Source organism: Streptomyces sp. NPDC002446, from assembly GCF_053595675.1.
On record NZ_JBSFYC010000038.1, the window covers coordinates 49,079 to 72,914 of the forward strand.

Here is a 23,836-nt window from a genome sequence, read left to right on the forward strand (position 1 = left end):
GGGATGCCCCGATCCTGTCGGCCGCCCTGATCCCCGGCCAGGGGCCAGAGTGCCGCCATCCGCTAAGTTCTGGCCATGACGGTAGTGGCAGTCCTCGCGCTCGACGGAGTCGTCCCCTTCGAGCTGTCCGTACCGGGCCAGATCTTCGGCACCGCCAACGAAGCCGCCGGCACCGCGCACTACGACGTCCGTGTGTGCTCCCCGTCCCCGGACGGGGCCGTCACCACATCCCCCGGCCACGGGGCCTTCCGGATCCACACCCCTTGGGGGCTGGACGCCCTCGCGCACGCCGACACCGTCGTCATCCCCGCCCACTCCGGTTTCCTGGGGCAGGTGCCCTTCCCCGTACTGGAGGCACTGCGCGCGGCCGCCGTACGAGGGGCCCGCCTGGCCTCGATATGCGTCGGTGCCTTCACCCTTGCCGCCACCGGCCTCCTCGACGGACACCGGGCCACCACCCACTGGCAGTACGCCGGAGAACTCGCTCGGCGCCATCCGGGCGTCGAGGTCGACGCCACCGTTCTTTTCATCGACCACGGCCATCTGATCACCTCGGCCGGTGTCGCGGCCGCGCTCGACCTCTGCCTGCACCTCGTCCGCACCGATCTCGGGGCCGCGCACGCCGCCGCCACCGCCCGCCGTACCGTGATGCCGCTGCAACGGGAAGGGGGCCAGGCCCAGTTCATCGAGCACCCGCAGCCCTCCGGGGGTGGTGCCACCCTCCAGACCACCCTGCACTGGATGCAGGCCAACCTCCACCAGGCCCTCACCCTGCAGGACATGGCCCGTCACGCCGCCATGAGTGTCCGCAGCCTCAATCGCCACTTCCGCGCCCAGACGGGCACCACGCCCTTGCAGTGGCTGCTGCGGACTCGTATCCACCGCGCCCAGCAGCTCCTGGAGACCACTGACCTGACGGTCGATCAGATCGCCGAGCAGAGCGGCTTTGGCTCCGCTACGACGCTGCGTCACCACTTCGCCCTGCGGACGGGGACGTCCCCGCAGTCCTACCGCGCCGCGTTCCGACAGCGGCGGTAGCGGCGGCAGTGGCGGTGGTGGCGACAGCGGTGGTGGCGGCAGTGGCGGTGGCGGCGGGAGCGGCGGAGGTGGCGACAGCGATCGTTGCGGCAGCAGTGGCAGAGGAGATGATGAGCGCGGTTGATGCCCGGGGTGTGAATTCCCCTGGTGCGCATGTGGTGCGCATGTGGTGCGCAAGGAACTTCACACCCCGAGGACGTGACGGCTCAGCCGATCTGCTCCGGTGTCACCGTCAGCCACCGCTTGTCCGCCGTGACCTTCTGCCCCAGTTCCTTCTGGCGCTTGGCGTTGGAGCGCTTCATCTCGTCGATCTCCTTCATGTAGCTCTCCTTGCGGTTCACCCAGACCCGGACGCCGCCGTTGCGCACGTCCGCGGAGTGGAAGAGCATCGGGCCGTCGCTCTTGGGAGTGTCGCCCGCCGCGAGGATGGGCTTCTTCCACTCGTCGATGTAGGTGTTGATGGCCGCCGGCTTGCCCTCGTACCAGGTCAGCGGGGCCCACAGGGTCGGGGTCAGCTCACGGTCGGCGAGCTTGTCGGGGTCGAAGCTGCCGGACGCGATCTCCTTGCGGGAGCTGGTGACGTCACCCGTCTTGCGGTCCTTGAGGAGCATGGAGACGCCGAGGACGTTCTGCGGCTTCACGCCGTAGCCGTACTTGGGGTCGGCCAGCACCATGCGCACCAGGTCCTCGGAGGCCGCGCTCACCACGTACACCTCGATGCCGTGCTTGCGCAGCGCCTTGTAGAGCTCCTGCATGCCCGGGGAGAGGCGGGGGGCCTCGACCTCCGTCTTGGTCAGCTTCCCGTCCTCGTAGTACTCGGCCGGGATCGGCTTGCCGTACGCCAGGAGCTCGTCCACGTACCCCTTGAGCTGCTTCAGAGTGAAGCCCGAGAAGATCTGCGCCGCCCAGGGGTAGCAGACCTGGTCGTCCACCTCGCACAGGCGGTTGTAGTAGCTGTAGAGGCTCTCCTTGTGGGTCGCCGTGTCCTTGAAGGGGATGACCTTCAGGGACGGGGCCATGTTCTTGCGGGTCAGGACGCCCTTCATCTCCAGGAAGGGCAGCAGGGCCTCTTCCAGGTCGTTGCGGTACGTGGTGTTGTCCGCGTCGAAGACCGCGTACGCGCCCTTGTGGTCGTGGTCCGCGATGACCTTGCCGAGCTGCTTGGCCACGGGCTTGGGCCAGTGCTTCAGCTCCGCCGAGGCGACCTGCGACGACGGCCCGGCGGCCTCCGCCTCGCCGCTGCCCGGCCACAGGGCGCTGCCCGCGAAGACCGCGGCGGCCAGCGCTCCCACGGTGCCGAAGATCGCCAGCTTGCCATTTGCCCGTACTGCCATGGTGTCCGTTCCTCTGAGAGCTGTGCGCCGCCCCGTCCGGAGCGGCGGGCAATGGTATGAGGCCTGGCGTTGATTGCCCATGATCGACGTCACCGTGAACGGGGGGTGTGGGTTGGCTGAAGAGGGGTATCAACTCTCGTCGCTGCACGGAGAACTGCAAGGCAGAACTGCACGGCGGAACTGCAGAACTGCACGGCGGAACTGCATGGCAGACACTGCAGGGCAACCGATTCCTGACGCTGCGTAGCGGGATACGCGGGGGAGGGGCGGGAGTCCCGCCGCGGAGTCCGGAGCCTCGCCGCGGAGTCTGGAGCCCCGCGTCCGGAGACCAGGCCGCGGTCCGGCGGGGAACAGGCCGCGGTCCGGCGGGGAACAGGGCGGCGCCCAGCGCCGCATCCCCGGCACGCGCATACTGACCCCATGGCTACCCCGTCCCGCGAATTCGTGCGGGCCGCGCTCGCCCCTGGCGGCCCGGTGGTGTCCGCCGTGGGCTATCGCACCAGGGGGCAGACCCCCGCGCTCCATCGGGGGCTGCCGTCCCCGTATCTCACGCTGATCTTCTCCCTCGACGGGCCCATCGCCAGCGGGCTCACACCCGAGCAGGCCAGGGGCGGCGATGCCCTGCGCACGGAGATCGTCGTGGGCGGCCTTCACCAGCGCCCGGCGTATGTGGTGCAGCCCGAGCACGAGGCGGGCATCCAGCTCGCGGTGCACCCGCTTGCGGCCCGCTCTCTGTTCGGCCTCCCGGCCGCCGAGCTGACCGGGCAGGTGATCGGCTCGGGGACGGACGTACTCGGCCGACCCGGGGCCGAAGTCCACGAAATCCTCAGCGAGTTGACGGACTGGGGTGAGCGCTTCGCCCGCCTGTCCGCGTACCTCAAAGGGCGCCTCGCGCGGTACGAGGACCAAAGCGGCGTACGTCCGGAGGTCGCCGAGGCGTGGACCTGGCTGGCCCGGCACCGGGGTGCGGGCACCCTCAAGGGTCTCGCCGCGCATGTCGCGCTCAGCGAGCGCCGCCTGAGCACGCTCTTCCGCGTAGAGACCGGCCTCACCCCCAAGCAGGCCGCCCGCCTGATGCGCTTCCAGCACGCCAAGGCCGCCGCCGTCCGCGCCGTCGTCGCGGGCGCCCCGACCGATCTGGCCCGGATCGCCGCCGAGTGCGGGTACTACGACCACTCCCACCTGGTGCGGGACTTCCACCAGTACACGGACGCGAGCCCCAGTGCCTGGCTCGCCGAAGAGTGCCGGAATATCCAAGCCGGGGCCCACGGCAGCGACGGAGACTGAGACGCATGAACACCACAGAGCACACCGACGCACCGGCACAGACCACCGAGCAGCGGGCCCCGAGCGTCTGGCCCACCCTCCAGGCCCACGACGCCCCCGCCCTGATCGACTTCCTCGTCGACACCGTCGGCTTCGAGCGCACGGCCGTGTATCAGGACGGCGACCGGGTCGCCCACGCCGAGCTCGACTGGCCCGAGGGCGGAGCCGTGATGCTCGGCTCCTACGACCCGGATACCGGAGGCTGGTGCCTGACGCCCGGCACCTTCGGCGCGTACGTTGTCACCGACCATGTCGACGCGCTGTACGAGCGGCTGCGGGGCGCGGGCGTCAAGGTCCTGCGAGAGATTGCCGACCAGCCGTACGGCAGCCGGGAGTTCAGCATCGCCGACCCCGAGGGCAACAAGTGGTCCTTCGGGACCTACCGGGGCACGCCCCGCACCTCGTGAGCCACCCCGCAGATCCAGCGGCGATTCCTCAGGTCCAGCCGCGATTCCTCGGATCCGGCGGCGATTCCCCTGGGTGCGGGATTCAGTCGTCGGCGGTTCCCTTGGCGCGCAGTTGCTCAGCTGCTTCCTGGTACGCCTGGGCGGCGCGGGCGAAGTAGTCGAAAAGTGTGTCGAGCTGCTCGGGCGCGTACCCCTCGAGGATCTCGCCGATCTTCTGCCGGGCGGGGGACATGACGTCGTCCAGGTCGGCGGGGCGGCCGACCGGCTCGACGATCACCTTGCGCCGGTCGCTGGGGTCGGGCGCGCGGCGGACGTAGCCCGCCCGCTCCAGCCGGTCGATCAGGCGGGTGGTCGGCCCGGTCGTCAGGCCGGTGCGCGCGCCTAGTTCCCCGGGGGTCATCGCCCCCGTCAGCTGCAGGATGTTGAGCGCGTAGAGGTCGGTGGCGCCGAGGTCACAGGCTCTGGCGCTCGCGTGGCCGTGCAGCATCACCGCGCTCAGGTACTGACGGTAGATCTGGCTCGCGTCGGGTCGCATCTCTGGGTCCGGCGTTGACACGGATTCCTCCACTCCCTAATCTCTTCCTCAAAGAAGAGGAATCTTCTAAGAAGTAACTTCTTTGGAGAAGTTACCATGAGGGGTGACGTGAATCATGACTGCCATCAGCACCATGCCCGCCGATCCGACCGCCAGCCCGCCTCCGCCCCGTACGCCCCGCCGACGCATCAAGATCGCCCTCGGAACCACCGCACTGACACTCGCCGTGGCAGCCGGCGCCGGATACCTGTGGCTCGATGCCACGGCCGACGCGCAGAACCTCGGGGTGAGGGACTGCGCCACCCTCAGACCCGCCGTCACAGCCTCGGCGGCGGGGGTGCAGACCACCGAGGACCACCGAGCCGTCTGCCGCACGCTGCGCTCACTGACCGACTCATGGGCCCGCGGCGACGCCACGGCGTACGGCGCGCACTTCACCCCGGACGCCACCTACACCAGCTATGTGGGCACCCACTACCAGGGGCGGCGCGACATCGTGGAAGGGCACCGGGCCCTGTTCAGCGGATTACTCAAGGACACCAAGCTCGCCGACTCGTTCCTCGGCATCCGCTTCTACGGCCCCGACACCGCCGTGGTCACCAGTCGCGGCGACACCTACACCGGCGCACGCAAGCAGCCGGCCGACCTGTCCAAGACCCAGACCTACACACTCATCCGTCAAGCCGGCCGGCAGTGGCGCATCGCCGCCTTCCACAACACCCAGCGCCAGCGCGTCATGGAGCGGATCTCGTTCCTGTTCGCCCCTGAGGCCAAGCCGGAGGCCGAGAAGTGACCACGCACACCCCCGCGGACCACGGGAGCGGCCCGGACCACAGCAGCGGCCTGGACCATGGCACCAGCCCGGACCATGGCGCGATCCGTGCGCTCCTGGAGCGGAGCTGCGCCGCCTGGAACCACGGCGACGGAGCCGCCTACGGCGAACACTTCACCGCGGACGCCACCGACGTGACCTTCGCGGGCACGGTGTACCACGGCGGCCAGGACATCGGCCGCGCCCACCAGGCCCTGTTCGACAGCTTCCTGAAAGGAACCCGGCTGACCATCGAGATCCTCGACACCCGCTTCTACGGCCCCGAAACCGCCGTTGTCGTCACCCGCGGCGAGGTGCACAAGGGTCGGCCGAAGCGGCTCGGCAAACTCGCGACCTACACGGTCGTCCGTGGGACGGACAGCCGCTGGCGGATCGCCGCCGTCCACAAGACCCAGCGCAGACGCCTGATGGAGGCCCTCTCGTTCAGACTCCAACCCGCGACCAGGCCTGCGGCACACTGGCGGCGGCCGTCCGGGGAACTCCACGATTGCGACCGGTAGCCGAATCCGTTGCCCATGCTGCCCACACCCGGTCGCCGGGCTTGGCGGGGCACAGGTCGCCGCCGTATCGCTGCCCCGCACCTCAGCCAGCGCCGCCGGAGCTCCTGCGGCGGTCAGCTTGCCCAGGGCTGTCTGAAGGTGCTCGGCGTCCAGTGACGGTCCGGCGAGGATCGCGCGCGGGGGCGGAAGCGGCGGCCGCGGCCGAACCGGGAGGAGTTGCGTAGGCGGTCCCGGGCACGGTGGTCAACCCCACCGCCAGGGTCGCGAGTACACAGACGCCGCGCAGCCTTGAACGCACGCACGCACGCCCGCCCGTCCGGAGCGGCCCGGGATCCTGTAGGTAGGGTCCTTTCGTGTACTCGAAGGGGGGACCTGCGATGACAGACGCTGACGCGGTACTGGCGGTGGTGCGCCAACTGCCGGAGATCTCAGGCGGGTTGGTGGCGCTGGAGGCAGGTATCGAGGACGCCCGGATGGACTCCTGGCCGGTACCGGTGCCCGAGGAGATCCGGACGGTGTTCCGGTCCGTCGGAGGCATTCGGATCACCGTGTCCCGCTCCGTCGTGAACGGCGTCACCTCGGCCGAGCACATCGACTTCACCGAGTCATTCAACAACGGTGACTACCACGGTCACGACGTCACCTGGTATCTGGACCACGCCGGTGGCGCGGGCAGTCACTGGTTCGTCCACCTTGACCACGGCGACGGACACACGTACGTGGACGTCGACCGGGAGTCCGGTGCCTGGGGGCCGGTGTTCCGGTTCTGGGACGCCACCGACACCCGGCGCCTGGCGCTCTCCCTGCTCGACTGGCTCCGGGAGCTGGCCGAGTGCGTACAGCAGGCGGCGGCCGAGGCGGGTACGGAGGACGTCAACGCCTTCGGGCGGGCGTTCACCGACCGGTGGATGAAGTGCGCGGAGGATCCGGTGTCCGTCGAGCCCGTGAGTACCGCCGACGCCAGGGCGGCCGCCGACCCGGTGCTGCGGGAGGCGGCGGCCGGACTGCCGGACGACGCCCTCCTCGCCGACCTGCGGCCGGTCGCCGGCGTCGCCGAAGTGATCTTCGACCATCCGGTGAGCTGCCGCTACGCGCGCCGGTACGGCGGGGCCGTGCTCACCGCCGTGCCGTGGGACGGCGAATAGCGGAAGTGCCCCGGGTCCGGTCCGCAAGGCGGAAGCCGTCCCACGGCTCCGCGGGGCCGGGCGCACCTTGCTGATCAAGCCGGTTCGCCCCCCCCGTGTCCGAAGCGCGGGCACGGCCCGGGGGAGCAGCGCCTGCAGGCTGCCGCCCTCGCCCGGTGGTGCGCGGTCAGGCGACCCAGCCGTTGGTGATGCCGAGGACCGCGGAGCCGTCCAGGTCGGTGAGCTTGGTGCCCACGAAGCCTCGGGCCCAGTCGGAGGTCTGGAGGCGGAAGGCGGGCTCGTCCGCGGTCAGTGCCTCGATCACCGACTCGGCGGCGGCCTCGGCGGTCTGCGCGCCGTCGAGGAACTGGGAGATCGTCCGGTTCAGGTAGGCGTTCAGCTGGGGCGCGTACGGTCCGGCATCGGCGACGGCCGCTTCCAGGTCGACGCCGACGTTGGCGACGAACTCGGTGGCCACGGCGCCGGGCTCGATCACGGAGACGGACACGCCGTGCGCCGCGGCCACGGGGGCCAGGCTCTCCATGTATCCCTCGACGGCGAACTTGGCCGCGCAGTAGGCCTCGTTGAAGGGCTGCCCGATGACGCCGCCGACGCTGGTGACGGTGATCAGCCGGCCGCCGGAGGTGCGCAGGTGGGGCATGGCGGCCTTCGAGACGTTGAGCACGCCGAAGAAGTTGACCTCCATGACCTTGCGGACCTCGGCCACGGACTCGTTCTCCAGGGTGCCGAGGTGTCCGGCGCCCGCGTTGTTGACGACGGCGTCCAGGTGGCCGTAGTCGGCGATCACGCCGTCGATAGCGGAGGCGATCGAGGCCTCGTCGGTGACGTCGAGCCGGCGGATGTCGAGCTCCACGCCCGCCTCGGCGGCGGCCTTGCGCAGGGCGTCGGAGCGGCTGGGGTCACGCAGCGTAGCGATCGTCGTCCAGCCGGCGCGTGCGGCGGAGACGGCGGCGGCGAGGCCGATGCCGGAGGAGGTGCCGGTGATGAGGACGACCTTGGGGGACTGGGCAGACATGGGGAGGCCTTTCAGGGCACGGGGATGTCGAATGTCGAGGGGGGCGTGCACGCATTTGAGTGCGTGTACACACACCATAATCTTTACGTGCATGTACACGCAACCGCTAAGCTGAAGGCATGCCGAAGAAGAAGCTCACGCAGGCGGAGATGCCGGTAGCCGACCACGCCTTCTACGGGCTGGTCTGGGCCGGGACCGTCCTGACGGACCGCGTGGACCGCGCCCTGAGCAAGGCGCACAACCTGCCGGTCTCCTGGTTCGAGGTCCTGCTCTGGCTGGCCTCCAGCCCCGACCCCGTTCCGGCCTCGGTCCTGGGCAACAGCACCATGCTCAGTCGCAGCCAGGTCTCGCGCGTCGTAGACGCCCTCCAGAGCCGCGGCCTGGTCACCCGCACCCCCTCGCCCCGCGACGCCCGCTCCGTCGAGGTCTCCCTCACCCCCGAGGGCCACCAGCTCTTCGAGGCTGCCGACGCCACCCGCCGCGAGTGCCTCGCCCCCGTCTTCACGGACCTCCTCGACCAGAACGATCTGCAGGCACTCAGCACGGTGTGGCAAAAGCTCAAGGCCAACAAGGACGCCTAGGCCCTCCGTCGCCTGTCTCCGGCCTGCCGTGCGAAACCCCGACGAACAGTACGGAAGCCGCAACCAACGCTGTAGGTACGGATACTCATGTGTAAGCCGCAAGCCATCGCTTACCTTCTCCGGATGCCTACGAACTCGACGCCGCAGCCTGCCTCTACGGGCAGAGCGGGAGGGTGCTGCTGCCTGCTGCTGACCTTCCTGCCCGTCGCCTGGCTCCTCGCCACCCCCTTCCTGCCGGAGCAGGTGGCCTGGTTTCCCATCTCGCTCGGAGCCGTGGTCTGGAACGGCACGGACGGCCAAAGCGGCATCAGCCACTGGTTCGGCTAGGGGCTGTCCGGCCGGTCATGTGACAGCTGCCATCATCCGGCTCCGCTCATGACCGGCTGGCCGCGCTCGGGTCAAGTGCCGGGGCAAGGGGCGGGAAGGGGGTGGGAAGGGGCCGGGAACGAGGTGGGAATGCGATGGGAATGAGAAGGGAATGCGGTGAGGGGCGGAGGATAATTTCCTGTCGGGGCCGCTGCCTGGCGTGGCACTATCGCCGTCATGTCAGACTTTATGACGCCTGATCAGCTTGCCGCCCGTACGTCACGCGCCTTCGACGCCGCCATCGCCGCGGGGCGTGATCTCGGGCTCGCAGTCGCCGATGCGACCGTGCTCCACGATGCGTTCTCCGTTGTCGTGCACCTCGCTCCGTCACCAGTGGTGGTCCGGGTGCCCACCGTCCTGCCGTCGTACGTCGACCTGGACACGCAGGCGGCGCGGCAGCGCGTTGAGCTCGATGTGGTGGGGTGGCTCGCGCGCAAGGGCATCCCGGTGATTCCGCCGAGTCCGCTCGTGCCGCGGCAACCCGTGCAGCGCGACGGCTTCTCGATGACGTTCTGGCAGTTCGTCGAGCAGGACAAGAACGTCGTGCCGGATTTTGTGCACAACGCCAGCCTCGTCGTCGACCTGCACGCCGCGCTGCGCGACTACCCGGGGGACCTGCCGTTCCTGTCGGCGGACGAGCCGCAGTTCACCACAGAGGGACTCGCGGCCCTCGAAGCGCGTCCCGACCTCATCGAGCCGGCCGAACTCGACCGCGCGCGGCGGGAGTGGGAGGTCCTGGAGCCTGTCGTCCGCTCGCGCGCGGGATTCGAGGCGGCGTTCCCCGGAATCAACCTGCAGCCGATTCACGGGGACGCCCCTGCGGTCAACATCGTTGCCACTCGCGACGGCGCGTTGTACTCCGACTTCGAACTGGCCACGCTCGGGCCGGTCGAGTGGGACCTGGCTGCCCTCGGTCCCGAATGCGAGGCCGCGTACAACTCCACCGCGCAGCGCCGAGGTATACGGCAGTTGGACGAGCGTGTGCTGCGCTTCGTCAATGCGGTGGGTATGTTGCGGGCGGTGGCCTGCCTCGCGCTGGCGCCGCAGATGCCCATGCTCGTGGAGGCGCTGAAGCCGGCCATCGAGCAGTGGCGGACGATGCCGTTTGCCGGTGGCCTGCGTGACTGAATGCGGGATGTGTCTGAATGCGGGACGTGTCTGAATGGGGTGTGACCCAGGTACGCTCCAAACGGGCCATGGGGTGATCTTGGCGGCGTCAGGGGGCGCCACCGTCACCCGTTCAGCCCAGCGTCGTTGATGGTGACGTTGGGCCGTCGTCTGGGGCCGGGATGGGCTGTGACCTCGATTGAGCGGACCGCGTATCCGCGGTTCAAGCAGCTGATCAGTGCGCGCCTGGACGTCGACTTCACCCCTCTGCGCGGCGACGAGCCAGCGACCGAGGGTTTCTCGCAGGCCGCGTGAGCTGGTGTCCCGAGTCGGCGGACGTCACATCACCGCTCCACCTGGTCGGGCGTGACCTTCACGTCTCCTTGGGCTCCTGATCGTTGTGTTCTTGCTCCTGCGCCCAGACGATCGCCCATTCGTCGAGCGGACGAAGGGCATCACGGAGTGCTGTCCCCAGCCGAGTGAGCTCGTAGCCATCGGCCGAGGGCGCGATGATCCCGCTCGATGCGAGTTCGCGGAGCCGCTGGTAGAGGACGCTGGATGACAGCCCTTCGCACCGTGCCAGCAGCGCGCGGGCACCGAGCGGACCCGCACGCAGCTCCCAGAGAATTCGCAGCGCCCACCGACGGCCGAACAGGTCCAGCGCGGCCATGAGGGGACGGCCGGTCGTCGATCCACGAACCGGTGTTCCTGGGCGCGGCGTCGGCATGACCCTCCTTGCGTTTCTTTATTCGAAACACTAGCATCCATCCGGTGTTTCTGATTTCGAAACGAACTCGACGGGAGAGCCGATGTCGCGGATAGCCCTGCTGGAACCGCAGTGCACCGACCAGGCCGGCGCACTGCTCGCGCGCATGATGACCGGGGACGCCCCGCCGATCGGGCTGTTCCGCATGTTCGCCAGAAACCGCCCGATGGCCGGCGCCATGCACGGGTGGGGTCGCTACGAGTTGGGCAGCCAGCTGACGTCCCTGGACGGAGGTCGTCATGCATAGGTCGTTGGTCCTGTATTCCGAGCCCGCCGACCCTGACCACTTCCGCGACTACTACGTGAACCACCACCTTCCGCTGGTCAAGAACTGGCCCGGCCCGCTTGCGTGGCGCTACAGCTTCGACGTGGCGGCGAACGAGGGAGAAGCGCCGTATTTCGCGGTCTTCGAAGCCGACTTCGCTGACGCCGCCGCCATGGCCGCGGCGCAGGCGTCGCCGCACGGCCAGCGGGTGGCCGCCGATGTCGTCAACTACGCCACCGGCGGTTTGGTCGTCATCCACTATCCGGTGCAGGACGGCACCGGCTGAGGCAGGCCGGTACGCTCCGGGACGCGTTCGGTCGGCCGCTTAAGGCCAGGTCCGGCTAGCGGCGGACGCCGTTGGCGGTTGCCGGTTCGTTGAGCGTCAAAGGGGTGGGCCGATGTCCTGGCGGGATGTCACGGTGGTTGATGCGTGCGTGCGACGTGACGGTCGGGGCGGTAGCCCCACGGCCGTCACCGACGACGACCCGGCGGCGACGGACGCTAACCGGCGTGCGGTCGCTGCTGCAGCCGGCACCTCGCACGCGGCGTTCCTCGGCCCGGGGCGGACGCCGGACGGTGGCTGGCCGGTCCGGTTCTTCACCGCCACCGCCGAACTGTCCGGCTGCGGCCACGGCACCGTTGCCGCGCAGGCCGTCCGGTTGACCCGCACCGCGCTGGGCGAGCTGAGCGACCGCCAACACACCGGCGGGCGCACGTTCGACACCGTCGCGATCCGCCGCCCCGCCGGCATCGAGGTGTGGTTCGACCAGGGCCTCGTCGCGCTGCGACACCCGGCACCGGACGAGCGCGCCGCGATCGTCGCCGCGCTCGGGCTCACCGCGGACGACCGGCATCCGACCGACGTGCCACGGATCGCCGCGCCCGGCGCACCACGCATGCTGGTACCGGTCCACGACAGGTCGGCGCTGCTCAGGATCTGCCCACACCTCGGCAGGCTGACAGCGGCATGCCAGCGGTACGGGCTCCTCGGCTGTTTCGTGTACGTACCGCCGGTGGGCGACCGACCGGGTGCGGCGCGGATGTTCGCGCCGGCGATCGGTGTCGACGAGGACGTCGCCAACGCCAACAGCACCGGCTGCCTGGCCGCCCACCTGCTCGACACGACAGGGGCGCAGACGGTCGCGATCGAGGTGGAGCAGGGCGACACCCTCGGTCGACCGGCCAGCGTGCTCGCTTCGGCCCGACGCGGGCCGGCGGGCATCACGACCCGGGTCGGCGGGTTAGCGGTGGTCCGCGACGGACACTGAGGCGACGACTAGACCGTCCTCTTCTGCGATCCGCGCATGGGGCTGGGGCTGTCCGCTGCGGTCAAGCGTTGGCACCCGGTGGCGGCCGCAGCCCCGACCGACGCACCGAGCCAGGGCCGGTCGAGACGATGACCGGCTCGCCGGAAGGGCGGCGGCCCGAACAAGAACGAAAAGGAGACGACAAGGAGGTACGAGTCGCACCAGTACGACGTGATCGGCCATCAACCCCGAGCCCCTGCCACAGATGTCGCCAGACCTGGCCGAGCTCTTCGAGGACGGACACTGATGTACGAGGTCCGCGACTCTCACAAATGACCATCTGTGAGAGTTCCGCGAGAGGCCGGTTCGTGATCACGTTTCCGCAGGTCGCCATTCGCAGAAAACCTCTCAAAACTCCGGTGCTCTGCAAGGCAGTTCTGAGAGACTTCCCGCGTTGATCTCACGACCGAGCAGGCCGCAAATGCGGTAGAACGACACGACTGCCCGAAGTGCGAGGCTCCGGCCGGGAGTCCGTGCCGCACCCGCGGCGGGAAGACCGCAACGAAGTACCACACCGCCCGCTTCATCCTCGTTCCCGCGCTGCGCGAGGAACTCGACGTTGCCGTTCCTGACGGCCGCGGTCCCGGCCGGGCCTGGGTTCCGGGCCCGCGCATCGAAGCCGCCGAGCCGGCGCCGGCCGCGGCCGCGATCCGGATCGGGTACGCCTGCTGCTCCACCGCCCAGCAGGAACTGCAGTCCCAGCTCGACGCGCTCGACCGCGCGAACTGCAAGCGCGTCTTCTCGGAGAAGATCTCCACCCGCGTCAAGTTCCGCCCCGAACTGGCGAAGACGCTCAAGCTCGCGTACGACATCCGCGAGGCCGCCCCGGACCAGCCGATCATCCTCACCGTCCACGAGCTCAAGCGCCTCGCGCGCAATGCCGCCGAGCTAATGGCGCTGTCCGGGCAGCTGCAGGCCGCCGGCGTCCAGCTCGAACTCCTCACCGGCCCGCTCACCGGCATCTACGACCCCAACGGCATGGGCGCGATGCTCTTCGCCGTCCTGGCCGCCTCCGCGCAGATCGATCGCAACTACATCCGCGAGAAGACCCTCGAGGGCCAGCAGGCCGCCGCCGCCAAGGGCAACCACGGCGGCCGCCCGAAGGTGATTGACGACGACATGCTCACCTTCGCCGTCACGCTCAAGGCCAAAGGCACCCCGGTCCCCGAGATCGCCAAGAAGCTCACCATCAAGACCGGCAAGAACGCCGGCAGGAACCCGTCCGTCGCCTCGCTCTACCGCGCGCTCGCCGAGGTCGACTAGACCAAGATCACCCCATGGCCCGTTTGGGCCGTATCTGGGTCACACCCCTGAATGCGGGACGTGTCTGAATGCGGGACGTGACTGAGTACAAGAGTTGAGTACAAGAGTTGGTGCGCAAGAGCTGAGTAAAGAGTGAGCGGTGCGTCCGGGGCGGAGCAGTTGCCTCGAAGTGATCGGTGACGCGCCCGGGTGCGGCTCCGGTCACGGAAGGTACTGGAGCAGGTCGCGCTGTGCAGGGAAGCTGCCTGAGCGCCCCCGCCGCGCTTCGCCCGCCTGCCGGGCCTCTCTACCACGACCTGGTGGCCTGGCTCCGGGCTCTCCAGGAGGGCACCCTCGTCCGGGTGAGGTCTGGCATCTGCGGACATGTGCGTGGGCAGTGACAGCGCGGTTGTCTTCGGCACGCTCCGATCGAAAGGACCGCGCGCATGCGCATCCGTACCGCCTTGGCCGCCGCCACGGGCGCCCTGGCCCTCGTCGTCGCCCTGCCCACGTCGGCCTCCGCGGCCGAGGGGCACTTCCAGTACACGTACACCGGGCTGGACGGCACTCCCCAGATCGCCGTACTGGAGGACCCGGAGAGCTGGGGCTGCGTCACGTTGCCAGAGGTGGCGGACCCAGGTGCCAGCTCACCCGCCCACTCGCCGCGCAACAGGACGGATGAGTTCGCCACGGTCTACACGGGGCCGAACTGCGACGGTGACTCCTTCACCTTGCGGCCGCACACCGGATACGGAAGCGAACGCCTCAAGCTCCGCTCGGTCATGTTCGCCCCGTTCCCCGTCTGATTGGCACGCTCCGCCCGCGTTCCTACTGGGCGCGGGCGGCGGTTGCACGAACGGGTGCCGGGCCCAGGGCCTGGAGCAGGGGCAGGGCCTGGACCAGGGCGCCGTCATGCTTCGAGAGCCCTCATCCAACTGTGTAGCGGTGAGGGCGTTGTTGTGTGGCCGCAAAGGGGTCCGAGCGCGGTTCGGGGGCATGATGCGGGCCATGGGATTCGAAGGACGTATGCACTCACCGCACTCACCGAGGAATCCGCTCTCCATAACACTGCGGCGAACCGTAGACGTTATCCGTCCCCGAGTGCAGGCCGTGTGCCCTGCCAGAATTGAGTTCGTCGTCGGCACACAGACCAATGGCGCACCGCACCTGGGCACCAATATCGTGCAGACCTCCGCTTTCCTCCTGGCCCAGGAGGCGCGCCAGGCTTTCGGAGTGCCGACTGCGGTGCGGTTTTCCGTACTGGACAACGCGAGCCACGAGACCACCCTCGAACGCCAAACCGGGCACGTCTTTCAGCGGACCGGTTTTCACGCGCTTGGCGAGGACGGCATCGCGGTCCTCATCGAGGACTACTATCGGCCGCTGTTCACGGCCCTGTCGTTGGCAACCGACATCGAGTGGACGACCCAGACCTATACCCGCCAGCAGGCCACCCCGGCTTTCCGCGTGGAGTTCTTACGCACCCTTGAGGCGTGGGACGACCTGCGCTGGTGGCTGGCGCCCTCCACCGGTGACGTTCCGATCCGGCTGCCGTGCCCCGACTGCGGCTGGGCAGAGCAAGACGCCCAGCGCACCCAGCTGCTCCACAGACAAGAAGACCAGGCCGTCTTCCAGGCGGTGTGCCTCCACCACGGTGGATACGAGGCGGTCATCGACTCCGTTGACGGCGGTTACCTCGATCTCACCAGCCTGCACCGCAATGTTGTCAAAGAACGTGACCTCAGCCGTGACACCTCCGCCCTGCATGTGATGGTCAAGGGCAGTGACTGGGCATACGCGAGCCCCCTCGTGGACGGGGCCCTCGCCGCGATGGGCGCTCCCGCCAGCGTCATGCCCACGCGCATCTTCACCCCGCTGGTGGTCTCCACTACCGGAGCCCACCTGTCGAAATCGCTCAACCGGGCGCTCGGGCCGGGGCGCGCCTATCCCGATGTCGAGCCCTGGATGCTGTCGACCGCCGACTGGCCGGGGTCCATGGACCAGTACGCGGACACCCTCATCGAGCTGGTCGGCCGACTGCTGGCCGATCCCACACACTTCTTCCGTTCCTACAGTGCAACCGAGCTGGGACACCTGGCAGGCTCACTACCCGTCAAACCCACACGCGCATAGGGAATTTCTTCGGGAGCATCATGCTGACCGACGCCCGATGAAGGTACCCAAGGGCAACCGAGCTCCCCGCGTCGCTATCACCGCCGGGACGAAGACGCCGCATCGGCCGGCGAGGTCGCCACCGACGGTTCCGGTTCCGCAGATGCGATGTCAGTGGTCCGCATTACGGTGTCACGCATGACCGACATCAGTTTCTGGACGACGCCGGCGGACCGCATGGTCCGCGGCGGCATGGGCCGCTGCGATATCACCATTCTCCAGCCGCCGTTCACGGAGAACGCCCACACTCTTCCGGCCAATGACCCATCCAGGGCACGAGAGTTCGCCCGTTCTTTCGGCACCGTCGATGAGGTGCTGGGAGAGGTCGAGATCCGTCCCGCGAACCAGACCCTGTACCTCGGCGAGCGGGAAGACCTCGACCTGGTACAGGCCGGGGCATGGGGTCCCGTACTGGGGATCAGCGATCCCGCACTCGCTGACAACGGCAACGACACCCCGCTGCTGTACGAGGTGGGCCGCCTGCGCGAGCGCTACCCGGACGCGCGGATCGTCGGCCGGGTGGAGGTGGACTTCGGCGAGTCCCACACCGAGGACATCGTGTGGCTCCCTGACGGCACCATGTTCCACGCCTCAGGATGGCCCGGGATGGACCCCTGGGAGTTGACCGGCGACCCTCATGCGGTTGCGGCGGCCCTCGGCATCACCGGCGACATACTGGCCGACATAGACGTCGACCTGGACGCCGAGCCCGAGGAAGTGGAGTGGTCCGCCTTCGTCGGCTTGGCATTGGGGGAGGCCGACCCGTGGCCCTGGACGCACCTGGAAACCTCGGTACTCAAAGTCCGCCACACCGAGAGCTACACCCACCAGATGGAGGGGCTGTACTTCATCGGCGGCTGACGATATCCCTGCCGTCGAGCGGCGGGTGTGTTGTCCGGACGCCCTGATCGTCGGGTCGGGTGTGTCGCACAGTGAACAGCACGGCGAGTCCAAGGCCTTGCTGTCATCGCTCCTCAATCACGGGCATGGGGGCCCCATCCACATGCCACTTCTGGAGGAAGCTCGGCTGCCGTGTCACATCCACCAGCTCGACGCGGCCGCCAATGCTGTCCAAGCGGTGGTACGCGAAGGGTCGGCCGTAGGGGCAGCCGGAGAAGTCAACGGTGAAGCCATTGTCCTCCAGCCGCTGAGAACCCTGCTGGACGGAGCTGGTCCAGTAGCCGAGATGGTCGAATCGAGCTCCTTGCGACGCATCCCAGGGGCTCCCGGCGGGCCCCTCGATCAGCTCGATGAACGGTGGTCCGCCGCGGGTGAAGGCGATGCGGAAGTCCCACTCGCCAAGTCGATCAGCGACAGGAGCACCCCACTCAGCTCCCACGGACCTCCCAAGGTCCTGCATAGCCCTCTCGATGTCCGGCACGACGAAGCACACATGGTAGAACGCAGCAGCAGTCATCAGCTCATGATCGAGCAGATGCCGGTGCTATGTCTGCCGGGTTTTCCGGGGCGGGGCGGGGCGTCAAGCGACAAGTTGTCCGTACTCGATCTTCTATGGGTCGACGTCGTGCCGTGCGCGTCCTGCCGTACGCGTCGTCGCGCGGCATGGCCAGCAGCCGCAAGAGCCTCTGGGCGCCGCGGGCCGGGCCCTGCCCGCAGCCGTCTCCGTCTACTCGAATCGCATCAAAAGGTAACTATCTGGACAAAGTGCTCTCCGGGTGTCCGTTTCTGAACCTTCTCAGACTCTCCTGGGTGTAACCCGTTGCATGAAAATGCGTAATGGCGCATACTCTTCCTATGTCTAAGGTTCTTACCTCCCTTCCCGTCGGCGAGAGCGTCGGCATCGCCTTCTCGGGCGGCCTCGACACCTCCGTCGCGGTCGCGTGGATGCGCGACAAGGGCGCCGTCCCGTGCACCTACACCGCCGACATCGGCCAGTACGACGAGCCCGACATCGCCTCGGTGCCCGGCCGTGCGAAGACCTACGGTGCCGAGATCGCGCGCCTGGTCGACTGCCGCGCGGCGCTGGTCGAGGAGGGGCTGGCCGCGCTGACCTGCGGGGCGTTCCACATCCGCTCGGGCGGGCGTGTCTACTTCAACACCACGCCGCTCGGCCGTGCCGTCACGGGCACCCTTCTGGTCCGGGCGATGCTCGAGGACAACGTACAGATCTGGGGCGACGGCTCGACCTTCAAGGGCAACGACATCGAGCGGTTCTACCGGTACGGCCTGCTCGCCAACCCGCAGCTGCGGATCTACAAGCCGTGGCTGGACGCGGACTTCGTGACCGAGCTCGGCGGCCGCAAGGAAATGTCGGAGTGGCTGCTCGCCCACGACCTGCCCTATCGGGACAGCACGGAGAAGGCGTACTCCACCGACGCCAACATCTGGGGCGCCACCCACGAGGCCAAGACCCTGGAGCACCTGGACACCGGCGTGGAGACCGTGGAGCCGATCATGGGTGTGCGGTTCTGGGACCCCGAGGTCGAGATCCTCACCGAGGACGTGACGATCGGCTTCGACCAGGGCCGTCCGGTGACGATCAACGGCAAGGAGTTCGCCTCTCCCGTCGACCTGGTGATGGAGGCCAACGCCATCGGCGGTCGCCACGGCATGGGCATGTCGGACCAGATCGAGAACCGGATCATCGAGGCAAAGAGCCGCGGCATCTACGAGGCGCCCGGCATGGCCCTGCTCCACGCGGCGTACGAGCGCCTGGTCAACGCGATCCACAACGAGGACACCCTCGCCCAGTACCACAACGAGGGGCGGCGCCTCGGCCGGCTGATGTACGAGGGCCGCTGGCTGGACCCGCAGGCACTGATGGTGCGCGAGTCGCTACAGCGCTGGGTCGGCGCGGCCGTCACCGGCGAGGTGACGCTGCGGCTGCGGCGCGGTGAGGACTACTCGATCCTCGACACCACAGGTCCGGCGTTCAGCTACCACCCGGACAAGCTGTCCATGGAGCGCACCGAGGACTCGGCGTTCGGCCCGGTGGACCGGATCGGCCAGCTCACCATGCGTAACCTCGACATCGCCGACTCGCGCGCAAAGCTGGAGCAGTACGCCGGGCTCGGCCTGATCGGCACCGCCAACCCTGCCATCGGCGCCGCCCAGGCGGCCGCCACCGGGCTGATCGGCACCATGCCGGAGATGCCGGAGGGCGGCGCCCAGGCCATCGCCTCCCGCGGCGAGGTCTCCGGTGACGACGAGGCGCTGGACCGCGCCGCGATGGAGTTCGGCACGGACTGACCTGATACCGGCCCGCCGAGCGGAAGGCTCGGCCGCCCCGGAGGGTGCACTGCTGGGAAGGCCGGATCGTGCGGGAAGGCCAGCTCGTGCGAGAAAGGCTAGCTCGTGCGGAAAGGCCGGCTCGGAGCCATTGGCGCCGAGCCGGCCTTTCCCGTTCGTCGGGACAGTCACGTGACGGAACGGTCATGCGACGGAACGGTCACACTCCGAGACGGTCACGCGCCGGGACGGTCACACGCCGGAACAGTCACACGACGGAACGCGCGATGCGGAACCCCACGTCGTCGACCCGGAAGGTCGGGTGGCTGCGGCGCCGTGCGGAGGCCCGGCAACTCCAGTGCTCATCGAACCAACCACCGCCACGGAGCACCCGGTAGCTGCCGTAGACCTCGGCGTCGTAGACGTCCCAGCACCAGTCCCAGACGTTGCCGAGCATGTCGTAAAGCCCCCACGAATTGGGGCGCTTGCCGCCCACGTCGTGGATGCGCTCGTGAGAGTTACCGCGGTACCAGGCGATCTCATCGAGCTCCCCGTAACGCGGCCCGGACGTACCGGCACGGCAGGCGTGCTCCCACTCGGCTTCGGTCGGCAACCGGTAGCCGTCGGCGGACGCGTCCCACTCGATGTCGTCGCCGTCGGCGCGGAGGTGGTACGCGGGCGTGAACCCCTCGCGTCGGGACAGGGCGTTGCAGAACCGCACCGCGTCCCACCAAGAGACACACTCGACCGGCAACCGGTCCCCATGGGCGGTGCTCGGGCGCTGGCCTGTGATCTGTGCGTACAACGCCTGGGTGACCGGGAATGCCGCGAGCCGGTAGGGCGCAAGCTCGACCGACCAGCTGCGCTGCGTACGCCGGTCCGACAGCGTCACCTGCCCCGGTGGGATGGCGATCATCTCGTTGCCCGTCATCACGTCCATGATCAGCAGATCCTAACGGGGCCTACCTGCACGAAACGCCAGAGTCGAACAGGTGCGCCCGTGCGTGACGTCGTCGTCGCTGACGTCCTGTGGTCAGCCGAGGAAGTTGACCTGGTCTATCAGGCCGTTTCGTACGCGGTAGGTGACCAGGATGCGGATCGGATCGTCGGCGATGCCGTGTGCGATCTCGTGGTCCACCACCCACTCGCCCTCCGTGAGACGCCCGACGATCTCCGCTCTGCAGCGGCCTTCGGCGAACTGGGGGCCGTAGGCCTCGCGCAGTGCCTTCCGGCCGTGCAGCTCGCTGCCGTCGCGTCGGGAAACGCTCGCGTCCTCGGCGTACGTCGCCGCAAACGCGTCGAGGTCATGGGCGTTGTACGCGGCGAGCTGACGCTCCACCACGGCAGTGGGCTCGATTTCGAGGTCGTCGATGTCGGTCATGTTGGTCATGCTCATGCGGACAGCGTAGGGCGGCCGGTGCCCGCCCGGGGTACGGGCCTTGGCCGGACCATGACTCTACGGACCACACCCTGAGGCAGGAAGGTGGCTGCTGCCACCGAGCGTCTCACCTGCCCAGACGGGCCGCCTTGACCGCGCGTTGCGCGAAGACATCCGCACGACGGGCTGCCGTCTGACGCAGCGCATCTTTGCGGTCTCGTTTGGACAGTCGGTCGAGATACGTATGGCCAAGGAGGTGGTCGGTCTCGTGCTGCAGGCAGCGCGCGAAGTAGCCCGTCCCTTCGATGACAAGGGGCTTGCCGTCCTTGTCGAACCCGCGGACAACGGCACGATCCGTACGGGGGACCTCCATAGTGGCACCGGGCACGGACAGGCAGCCCTCGAAATCGTCGACGAGTCGGCGGGTGCCCGGATCGGGCAGCTCCAGGACGGGGTTGATGATGTGGCCGACGTGCCGGATCCCGTAGTCGTCCGGGCAGTCGTACACGAACAGCTGCAGATCGACGCCTATCTGGTTGGCGGCCAGACCGGCACCGTCGGCCACATGCATCGTCAGGAACATGTCGTCGATCAACGCTGACAGCTCTGGAGTTCCGAACTCGGTCACCTCCCGGCACGGTCGGCTCAGGACCTCCTCACCCACCTCCGTGATCCGGCGCAGCGACCCCCGCTCCGCCTCCGGCGGCAGAGCGGGATACGAGTCGACGGATTGGCCCTGTACACGGACTCGACGGTCCACGGGACGGGGATGATCGTGACGAACGGCCATCGCAGTTCCCCCCTTCTGCGCACGCCGTACATGTCGCGGACGTCAGCGCAGTCATGCCTTCTGGTAAGGCTCCTTGCCAAGACCTTTGCAAAGTAGCAGACTTTGCAAAGTGACTGAAGGCGACCTCAACTCCCTGCCCGACCAGACGCGGGACACCGGCGACGATCTGCGTGAGCATCAGGTCCGCACGGACCTACTGGACCTGCTGGCTCAAGTCGGCACCGTCACGGCGACCGAAGCCGCCGCCCGGCTGGGCTACAGCTCTGGTCTCTGCTCGTTTCACCTTCGGCAGCTCGCACGCCACGGGCACATCGAAGAAGCCCCTCACCGCGGGGGGCGCGCACGCCCCTGGCGCCTGAGGCAGCACAATCCCACCGCCGACGCACCGGCGTATGAGCAGTTCGGTGACCTGGCCCGAGGGCTGGAGGACGAGAGCTGGCAGCGATGGCTCGCCCAACGCGACCAAGCGCCGGCCGAATGGCGCCACGACGAAGCCTTCAGCGCCGTTGCCTACCTGACGCCCGAAGAGATGAGCCGCGTTGCCGACGTCATCCGACGGGCACTCGCCCCCTATCAAGACCGCGAACAACGCCCTCTGGCCCGGCCTGACGGCGCCCGACCGGTGGCCCTCATCACCCGGCTGTTCCCCTTGCTTCCCCACGCGACAGACGAGACGGACCACGCCTGAGAAGCCGAGAATTGGCCAACGGCTCGCCTGAGTACCCGAGTAATTGCCGCGAACGTGAACGCGAACTCGAACGTGAACGTTGACGTGAACGCGAACTCGGACCCGAACTCCAACTCGGCCCCGAACCCCCACCCGCACCCGGGCCCGCGCCCGCGCCTGGCCACGTCCTGGTGGCGAACGAGGCCCGGCGGGCCCGGCGGACTGTGCTGGGTGGGCGCTGTCTCAGGACAACATGTGGACCTTGTACTGCATGATGCGGTAGTTCCTCGGGTCGTACCACTGGCTGACGACGATGTGGAAGTTGCCGAACGTCGAGCCGGGGATGACGAATCCGCCGTACGGGCTGGCTACGAGGTTGGCCGCCTCCTGCCCCGGGTTGCAGGGCAGGATCATCGTCTGCTCCAGCGTCTTGGTCAGGTCTGACGTCGGGAGCGGGAAGACCATCGCCCGGATCGACAGGGGGTTCATGTTCAGCCATGTGAGGACGTACTTGCCGTCCATGGCACGGAAGCAGATCTCGCCCCACTTACGAGTGCCGAAGACAGTGGTCGGAGGCGCGCCCCACCGCCAGTCGCCGTCGGCGTAGCCCCACGGTTCGTAGGCGTCCGGATTGCCGAGGCTGTCCTTCCGTACCCGGTGCAGCAGCATCCCCGATTCCACGTCGCGGTTGAAGACGGTGGAGAGGACGTAGCAGTAGTCGCCCTCGGCCACGGCGTACGTCTTCTGCTGGAACTGGCCGCCGTGCAGGTCACCCGGCCACTGGCACAGATACTCCCAGGTCTCACCGTTGTCGGTGGAGCGCCAGAAATCCGTGTGGTGGGTGTCATAGATGACGCCGCGCATGAGGTGCATGTACATGACGCCGTCGACGACGAACACGTCGGACGGGATCGCCGTCGTGGCCTTGTCGCCGACCGGCGTGTGCGGCTCGTCGACAAGGCTGTTGGCGTGGTCGCCGCCTACGCTGCCGTCGATACGCAAGTTGCCCAGGTCCGCGCTGCTGGAGCGCAGGCCGACCGGGGCGCGCCAGTCGTCGGCGGGCTCGCCCGGCTGCGGTACGTGGTCGCCGTTGAAGGTGTCGCCGCAGACGAACAGCATGGTGCCGTTCGGGCACAGCACGGGGATACCGAGGTCGGTCCACGGCGATGCCAACGAGCCGGTCTCGTCCGGGCCGCTCAGATTCTTCACCTTGATCGCGAGCGTCGGGCTGGACGGGTCGTTGGGCCCGCCGGCCCTCGCTACCCCGGTACTCGAACCGGCGACTCCCGCCCCCACAGCGACGCCGAAACCGACCTTGAGGAGCTTACGGCGGGAGTACCCGCCGATCGCCGAGTGCTTCTCGTCCGATGGAGGTGTCATTCTGTCGATGCCTTTCAGAGTCGGCTCAGTTGTAGACGGAGATACGGCGATAGGGAGATAGCTTTGGTGTCGCTGGCCTCGGTGAGGGGTCGGGGGACAGTTTCCGAGCAGCGCGGCGCCCGTAGCGAGCAGGTACTTGGCTATGCGCATATGCCGCCTTCCTGGCGTCTGCCGTGCGTGAGCGCTTCGGTAGAAGGCCGTCGACGCCGGGCAGCCTGACTGCAACGGACGGCGCGTCGACGCTAACCAGGACCGATGAAATGGCGATGATCGTGCTGATAGCCGCGTTGATGGCCGTGCGAGGCCGGGACGTCTGCCCAGGTGTGTCAAGGGTGACCGTCTACTGAACGCGAGTGGATCTGGGCGGATTTGGCGGCAACGCGTGTGCGTCATCGATGTCGCGAGGCGGCGATGGGGTAGAGTGTGCGACGATGTTCCGCCCTCGATCCGAGGCGGGATTACGCGGGTGTAGTTTAATGGTAGAACATGAGCTT

At 68.3% G+C, this 23,836-nt stretch carries 28 protein-coding genes; 19 read left to right on the plus strand and 9 right to left on the minus strand.

The window, feature by feature from the left end; translation table 11 throughout:
* Positions 1 to 75: 75 nt before the first annotated feature.
* Positions 76 to 1,038: a GlxA family transcriptional regulator gene (locus tag ACWD6P_RS21870; protein WP_451445808.1), complete on the plus strand. Its 963-nt coding sequence runs from the start codon at positions 76 to 78 to the stop codon at positions 1,036 to 1,038.
* A gap of 206 nt (positions 1,039 to 1,244) precedes the next feature.
* On the opposite strand, the gene ACWD6P_RS21875 is transcribed toward ACWD6P_RS21870, so the two are convergent.
* Positions 1,245 to 2,372 (minus strand): haloacid dehalogenase-like hydrolase, encoded by a 1,128-nt coding sequence (locus ACWD6P_RS21875; RefSeq protein ID WP_451445809.1) that lies wholly within the window; start codon positions 2,370 to 2,372, stop codon positions 1,245 to 1,247.
* A gap of 420 nt (positions 2,373 to 2,792) precedes the next feature.
* Here ACWD6P_RS21875 and ACWD6P_RS21880 point away from each other — a divergent pair, with 420 nt between their 5' ends.
* Together ACWD6P_RS21880 and ACWD6P_RS21885 are read left to right on the plus strand one after the other, a co-directional pair.
* On the plus strand, positions 2,793 to 3,659 hold the full coding sequence (locus tag ACWD6P_RS21880; protein ID WP_451445810.1) for a helix-turn-helix domain-containing protein: 867 nt from the start codon (positions 2,793 to 2,795) through the stop codon (positions 3,657 to 3,659).
* A 5-nt stretch (positions 3,660 to 3,664) separates the two neighbouring features.
* Positions 3,665 to 4,105 carry a VOC family protein gene (locus tag ACWD6P_RS21885; protein ID WP_451445811.1) on the plus strand — a complete coding sequence of 147 codons (441 nt, stop codon included), beginning with the start codon at positions 3,665 to 3,667 and terminating at the stop codon, positions 4,103 to 4,105.
* 82 nt (positions 4,106 to 4,187) lie between these two features.
* Here the strand turns inward: ACWD6P_RS21885 and ACWD6P_RS21890 are convergent, their stop codons facing one another.
* Entirely contained in the window at positions 4,188 to 4,640 is a 453-nt protein-coding gene (locus tag ACWD6P_RS21890) for a MarR family winged helix-turn-helix transcriptional regulator (RefSeq protein ID WP_451445812.1), read from the minus strand.
* Between the two features lie 115 nt (positions 4,641 to 4,755).
* Between ACWD6P_RS21890 and ACWD6P_RS21895 the strand changes: the two genes are divergently transcribed.
* The 3 genes from ACWD6P_RS21895 to ACWD6P_RS21905 all read left to right on the plus strand — a co-directional run bounded on the left by ACWD6P_RS21895 (position 4,756) and on the right by ACWD6P_RS21905 (position 7,117).
* Positions 4,756 to 5,433, plus strand: a complete 678-nt coding sequence (locus ACWD6P_RS21895; protein WP_451445813.1) for an SgcJ/EcaC family oxidoreductase — start codon at positions 4,756 to 4,758, stop codon at positions 5,431 to 5,433.
* Complete coding sequence (locus ACWD6P_RS21900; RefSeq protein WP_451445814.1) at positions 5,430 to 5,972, plus strand: SgcJ/EcaC family oxidoreductase; 543 nt, start codon at positions 5,430 to 5,432, stop codon at positions 5,970 to 5,972. Before ACWD6P_RS21895 ends, ACWD6P_RS21900 begins: the two co-directional genes overlap by 4 nt.
* Before the next feature lie 377 nt (positions 5,973 to 6,349).
* On the plus strand, positions 6,350 to 7,117 hold the full coding sequence (locus ACWD6P_RS21905; RefSeq protein ID WP_451445815.1) for a hypothetical protein: 768 nt from the start codon (positions 6,350 to 6,352) through the stop codon (positions 7,115 to 7,117).
* A gap of 166 nt (positions 7,118 to 7,283) precedes the next feature.
* On the opposite strand, the gene ACWD6P_RS21910 is transcribed toward ACWD6P_RS21905, so the two are convergent.
* A complete protein-coding gene (locus ACWD6P_RS21910; RefSeq protein WP_451445816.1) occupies positions 7,284 to 8,132 on the minus strand; it encodes an SDR family oxidoreductase in 849 nt (282 codons plus the stop codon).
* 119 nt (positions 8,133 to 8,251) lie between these two features.
* Between ACWD6P_RS21910 and ACWD6P_RS21915 the strand changes: the two genes are divergently transcribed.
* From ACWD6P_RS21915 to ACWD6P_RS21930, 4 genes are all read left to right on the plus strand, one after another.
* Positions 8,252 to 8,713, plus strand: a complete 462-nt coding sequence (locus tag ACWD6P_RS21915; RefSeq protein WP_451445817.1) for a MarR family winged helix-turn-helix transcriptional regulator — start codon at positions 8,252 to 8,254, stop codon at positions 8,711 to 8,713.
* A 123-nt stretch (positions 8,714 to 8,836) separates the two neighbouring features.
* Positions 8,837 to 9,040, plus strand: coding sequence for a hypothetical protein (locus ACWD6P_RS21920; protein ID WP_451445818.1), 204 nt, complete (start codon positions 8,837 to 8,839; stop codon positions 9,038 to 9,040).
* 216 nt (positions 9,041 to 9,256) lie between these two features.
* Complete coding sequence (locus ACWD6P_RS21925) at positions 9,257 to 10,207, plus strand: phosphotransferase family protein (RefSeq protein ID WP_451445819.1); 951 nt, start codon at positions 9,257 to 9,259, stop codon at positions 10,205 to 10,207.
* A gap of 168 nt (positions 10,208 to 10,375) precedes the next feature.
* The gene (locus ACWD6P_RS21930) at positions 10,376 to 10,501 is read left to right on the plus strand and encodes a hypothetical protein (RefSeq protein ID WP_451445820.1); all 126 of its coding nucleotides are present in this window, start codon (positions 10,376 to 10,378) and stop codon (positions 10,499 to 10,501) included.
* Between the two features lie 58 nt (positions 10,502 to 10,559).
* On the opposite strand, the gene ACWD6P_RS21935 is transcribed toward ACWD6P_RS21930, so the two are convergent.
* A complete protein-coding gene (locus ACWD6P_RS21935) occupies positions 10,560 to 10,856 on the minus strand; it encodes a winged helix-turn-helix transcriptional regulator (protein ID WP_451445821.1) in 297 nt (98 codons plus the stop codon).
* A 139-nt stretch (positions 10,857 to 10,995) separates the two neighbouring features.
* On the opposite strand from ACWD6P_RS21935, the gene ACWD6P_RS21940 reads away from it, so the two are divergent.
* The 7 genes from ACWD6P_RS21940 (at position 10,996) to ACWD6P_RS21970 (ending at position 16,799) form a co-directional block, all read left to right on the plus strand.
* Positions 10,996 to 11,199 carry a hypothetical protein gene (locus ACWD6P_RS21940; RefSeq protein ID WP_451445822.1) on the plus strand — a complete coding sequence of 68 codons (204 nt, stop codon included), beginning with the start codon at positions 10,996 to 10,998 and terminating at the stop codon, positions 11,197 to 11,199.
* Entirely contained in the window at positions 11,192 to 11,503 is a 312-nt protein-coding gene (locus tag ACWD6P_RS21945; protein ID WP_451445823.1) for an EthD family reductase, read from the plus strand. The genes ACWD6P_RS21940 and ACWD6P_RS21945 overlap by 8 nt, the downstream gene beginning before the upstream one ends.
* Before the next feature lie 148 nt (positions 11,504 to 11,651).
* Complete coding sequence (locus ACWD6P_RS21950; protein WP_451445824.1) at positions 11,652 to 12,485, plus strand: PhzF family phenazine biosynthesis protein; 834 nt, start codon at positions 11,652 to 11,654, stop codon at positions 12,483 to 12,485.
* A gap of 693 nt (positions 12,486 to 13,178) precedes the next feature.
* On the plus strand, positions 13,179 to 13,787 hold the full coding sequence (locus ACWD6P_RS21955; RefSeq protein ID WP_451445838.1) for a recombinase family protein: 609 nt from the start codon (positions 13,179 to 13,181) through the stop codon (positions 13,785 to 13,787).
* Between the two features lie 425 nt (positions 13,788 to 14,212).
* Positions 14,213 to 14,572, plus strand: coding sequence for a peptidase inhibitor family I36 protein (locus ACWD6P_RS21960; protein WP_451445825.1), 360 nt, complete (start codon positions 14,213 to 14,215; stop codon positions 14,570 to 14,572).
* A 295-nt stretch (positions 14,573 to 14,867) separates the two neighbouring features.
* Positions 14,868 to 15,899 (plus strand): hypothetical protein, encoded by a 1,032-nt coding sequence (locus ACWD6P_RS21965; protein ID WP_451445826.1) that lies wholly within the window; start codon positions 14,868 to 14,870, stop codon positions 15,897 to 15,899.
* 177 nt (positions 15,900 to 16,076) lie between these two features.
* Entirely contained in the window at positions 16,077 to 16,799 is a 723-nt protein-coding gene (locus ACWD6P_RS21970; protein WP_451445827.1) for a DUF6333 family protein, read from the plus strand.
* Between the two features lie 103 nt (positions 16,800 to 16,902).
* Here ACWD6P_RS21970 and ACWD6P_RS21975 read toward each other — a convergent pair whose 3' ends face one another.
* The gene (locus ACWD6P_RS21975; RefSeq protein WP_451445828.1) at positions 16,903 to 17,355 is read right to left on the minus strand and encodes a VOC family protein; all 453 of its coding nucleotides are present in this window, start codon (positions 17,353 to 17,355) and stop codon (positions 16,903 to 16,905) included.
* A gap of 338 nt (positions 17,356 to 17,693) precedes the next feature.
* Between ACWD6P_RS21975 and argG the strand changes: the two genes are divergently transcribed.
* Positions 17,694 to 19,148 carry an argininosuccinate synthase gene (argG, locus tag ACWD6P_RS21980; RefSeq protein WP_451445829.1) on the plus strand — a complete coding sequence of 485 codons (1,455 nt, stop codon included), beginning with the start codon at positions 17,694 to 17,696 and terminating at the stop codon, positions 19,146 to 19,148.
* Between the two features lie 247 nt (positions 19,149 to 19,395).
* Here the strand turns inward: argG and ACWD6P_RS21985 are convergent, their stop codons facing one another.
* From ACWD6P_RS21985 to def, 3 genes are all read right to left on the minus strand, one after another.
* Positions 19,396 to 20,067, minus strand: coding sequence for a formylglycine-generating enzyme family protein (locus ACWD6P_RS21985; protein WP_451445830.1), 672 nt, complete (start codon positions 20,065 to 20,067; stop codon positions 19,396 to 19,398).
* Between the two features lie 93 nt (positions 20,068 to 20,160).
* Positions 20,161 to 20,523 carry a nuclear transport factor 2 family protein gene (locus tag ACWD6P_RS21990; protein WP_451445831.1) on the minus strand — a complete coding sequence of 121 codons (363 nt, stop codon included), beginning with the start codon at positions 20,521 to 20,523 and terminating at the stop codon, positions 20,161 to 20,163.
* A 109-nt stretch (positions 20,524 to 20,632) separates the two neighbouring features.
* Entirely contained in the window at positions 20,633 to 21,295 is a 663-nt protein-coding gene (gene def / locus ACWD6P_RS21995) for a peptide deformylase (protein WP_451445832.1), read from the minus strand.
* Between the two features lie 109 nt (positions 21,296 to 21,404).
* On the opposite strand from def, the gene ACWD6P_RS22000 reads away from it, so the two are divergent.
* Positions 21,405 to 21,983, plus strand: a complete 579-nt coding sequence (locus tag ACWD6P_RS22000; protein WP_451445833.1) for an ArsR family transcriptional regulator — start codon at positions 21,405 to 21,407, stop codon at positions 21,981 to 21,983.
* 222 nt (positions 21,984 to 22,205) lie between these two features.
* On the opposite strand, the gene ACWD6P_RS22005 is transcribed toward ACWD6P_RS22000, so the two are convergent.
* Positions 22,206 to 23,342, minus strand: coding sequence for a DUF4185 domain-containing protein (locus ACWD6P_RS22005; RefSeq protein ID WP_451445834.1), 1,137 nt, complete (start codon positions 23,340 to 23,342; stop codon positions 22,206 to 22,208).
* Between the last annotated feature and the right edge of the window lie 494 nt (positions 23,343 to 23,836).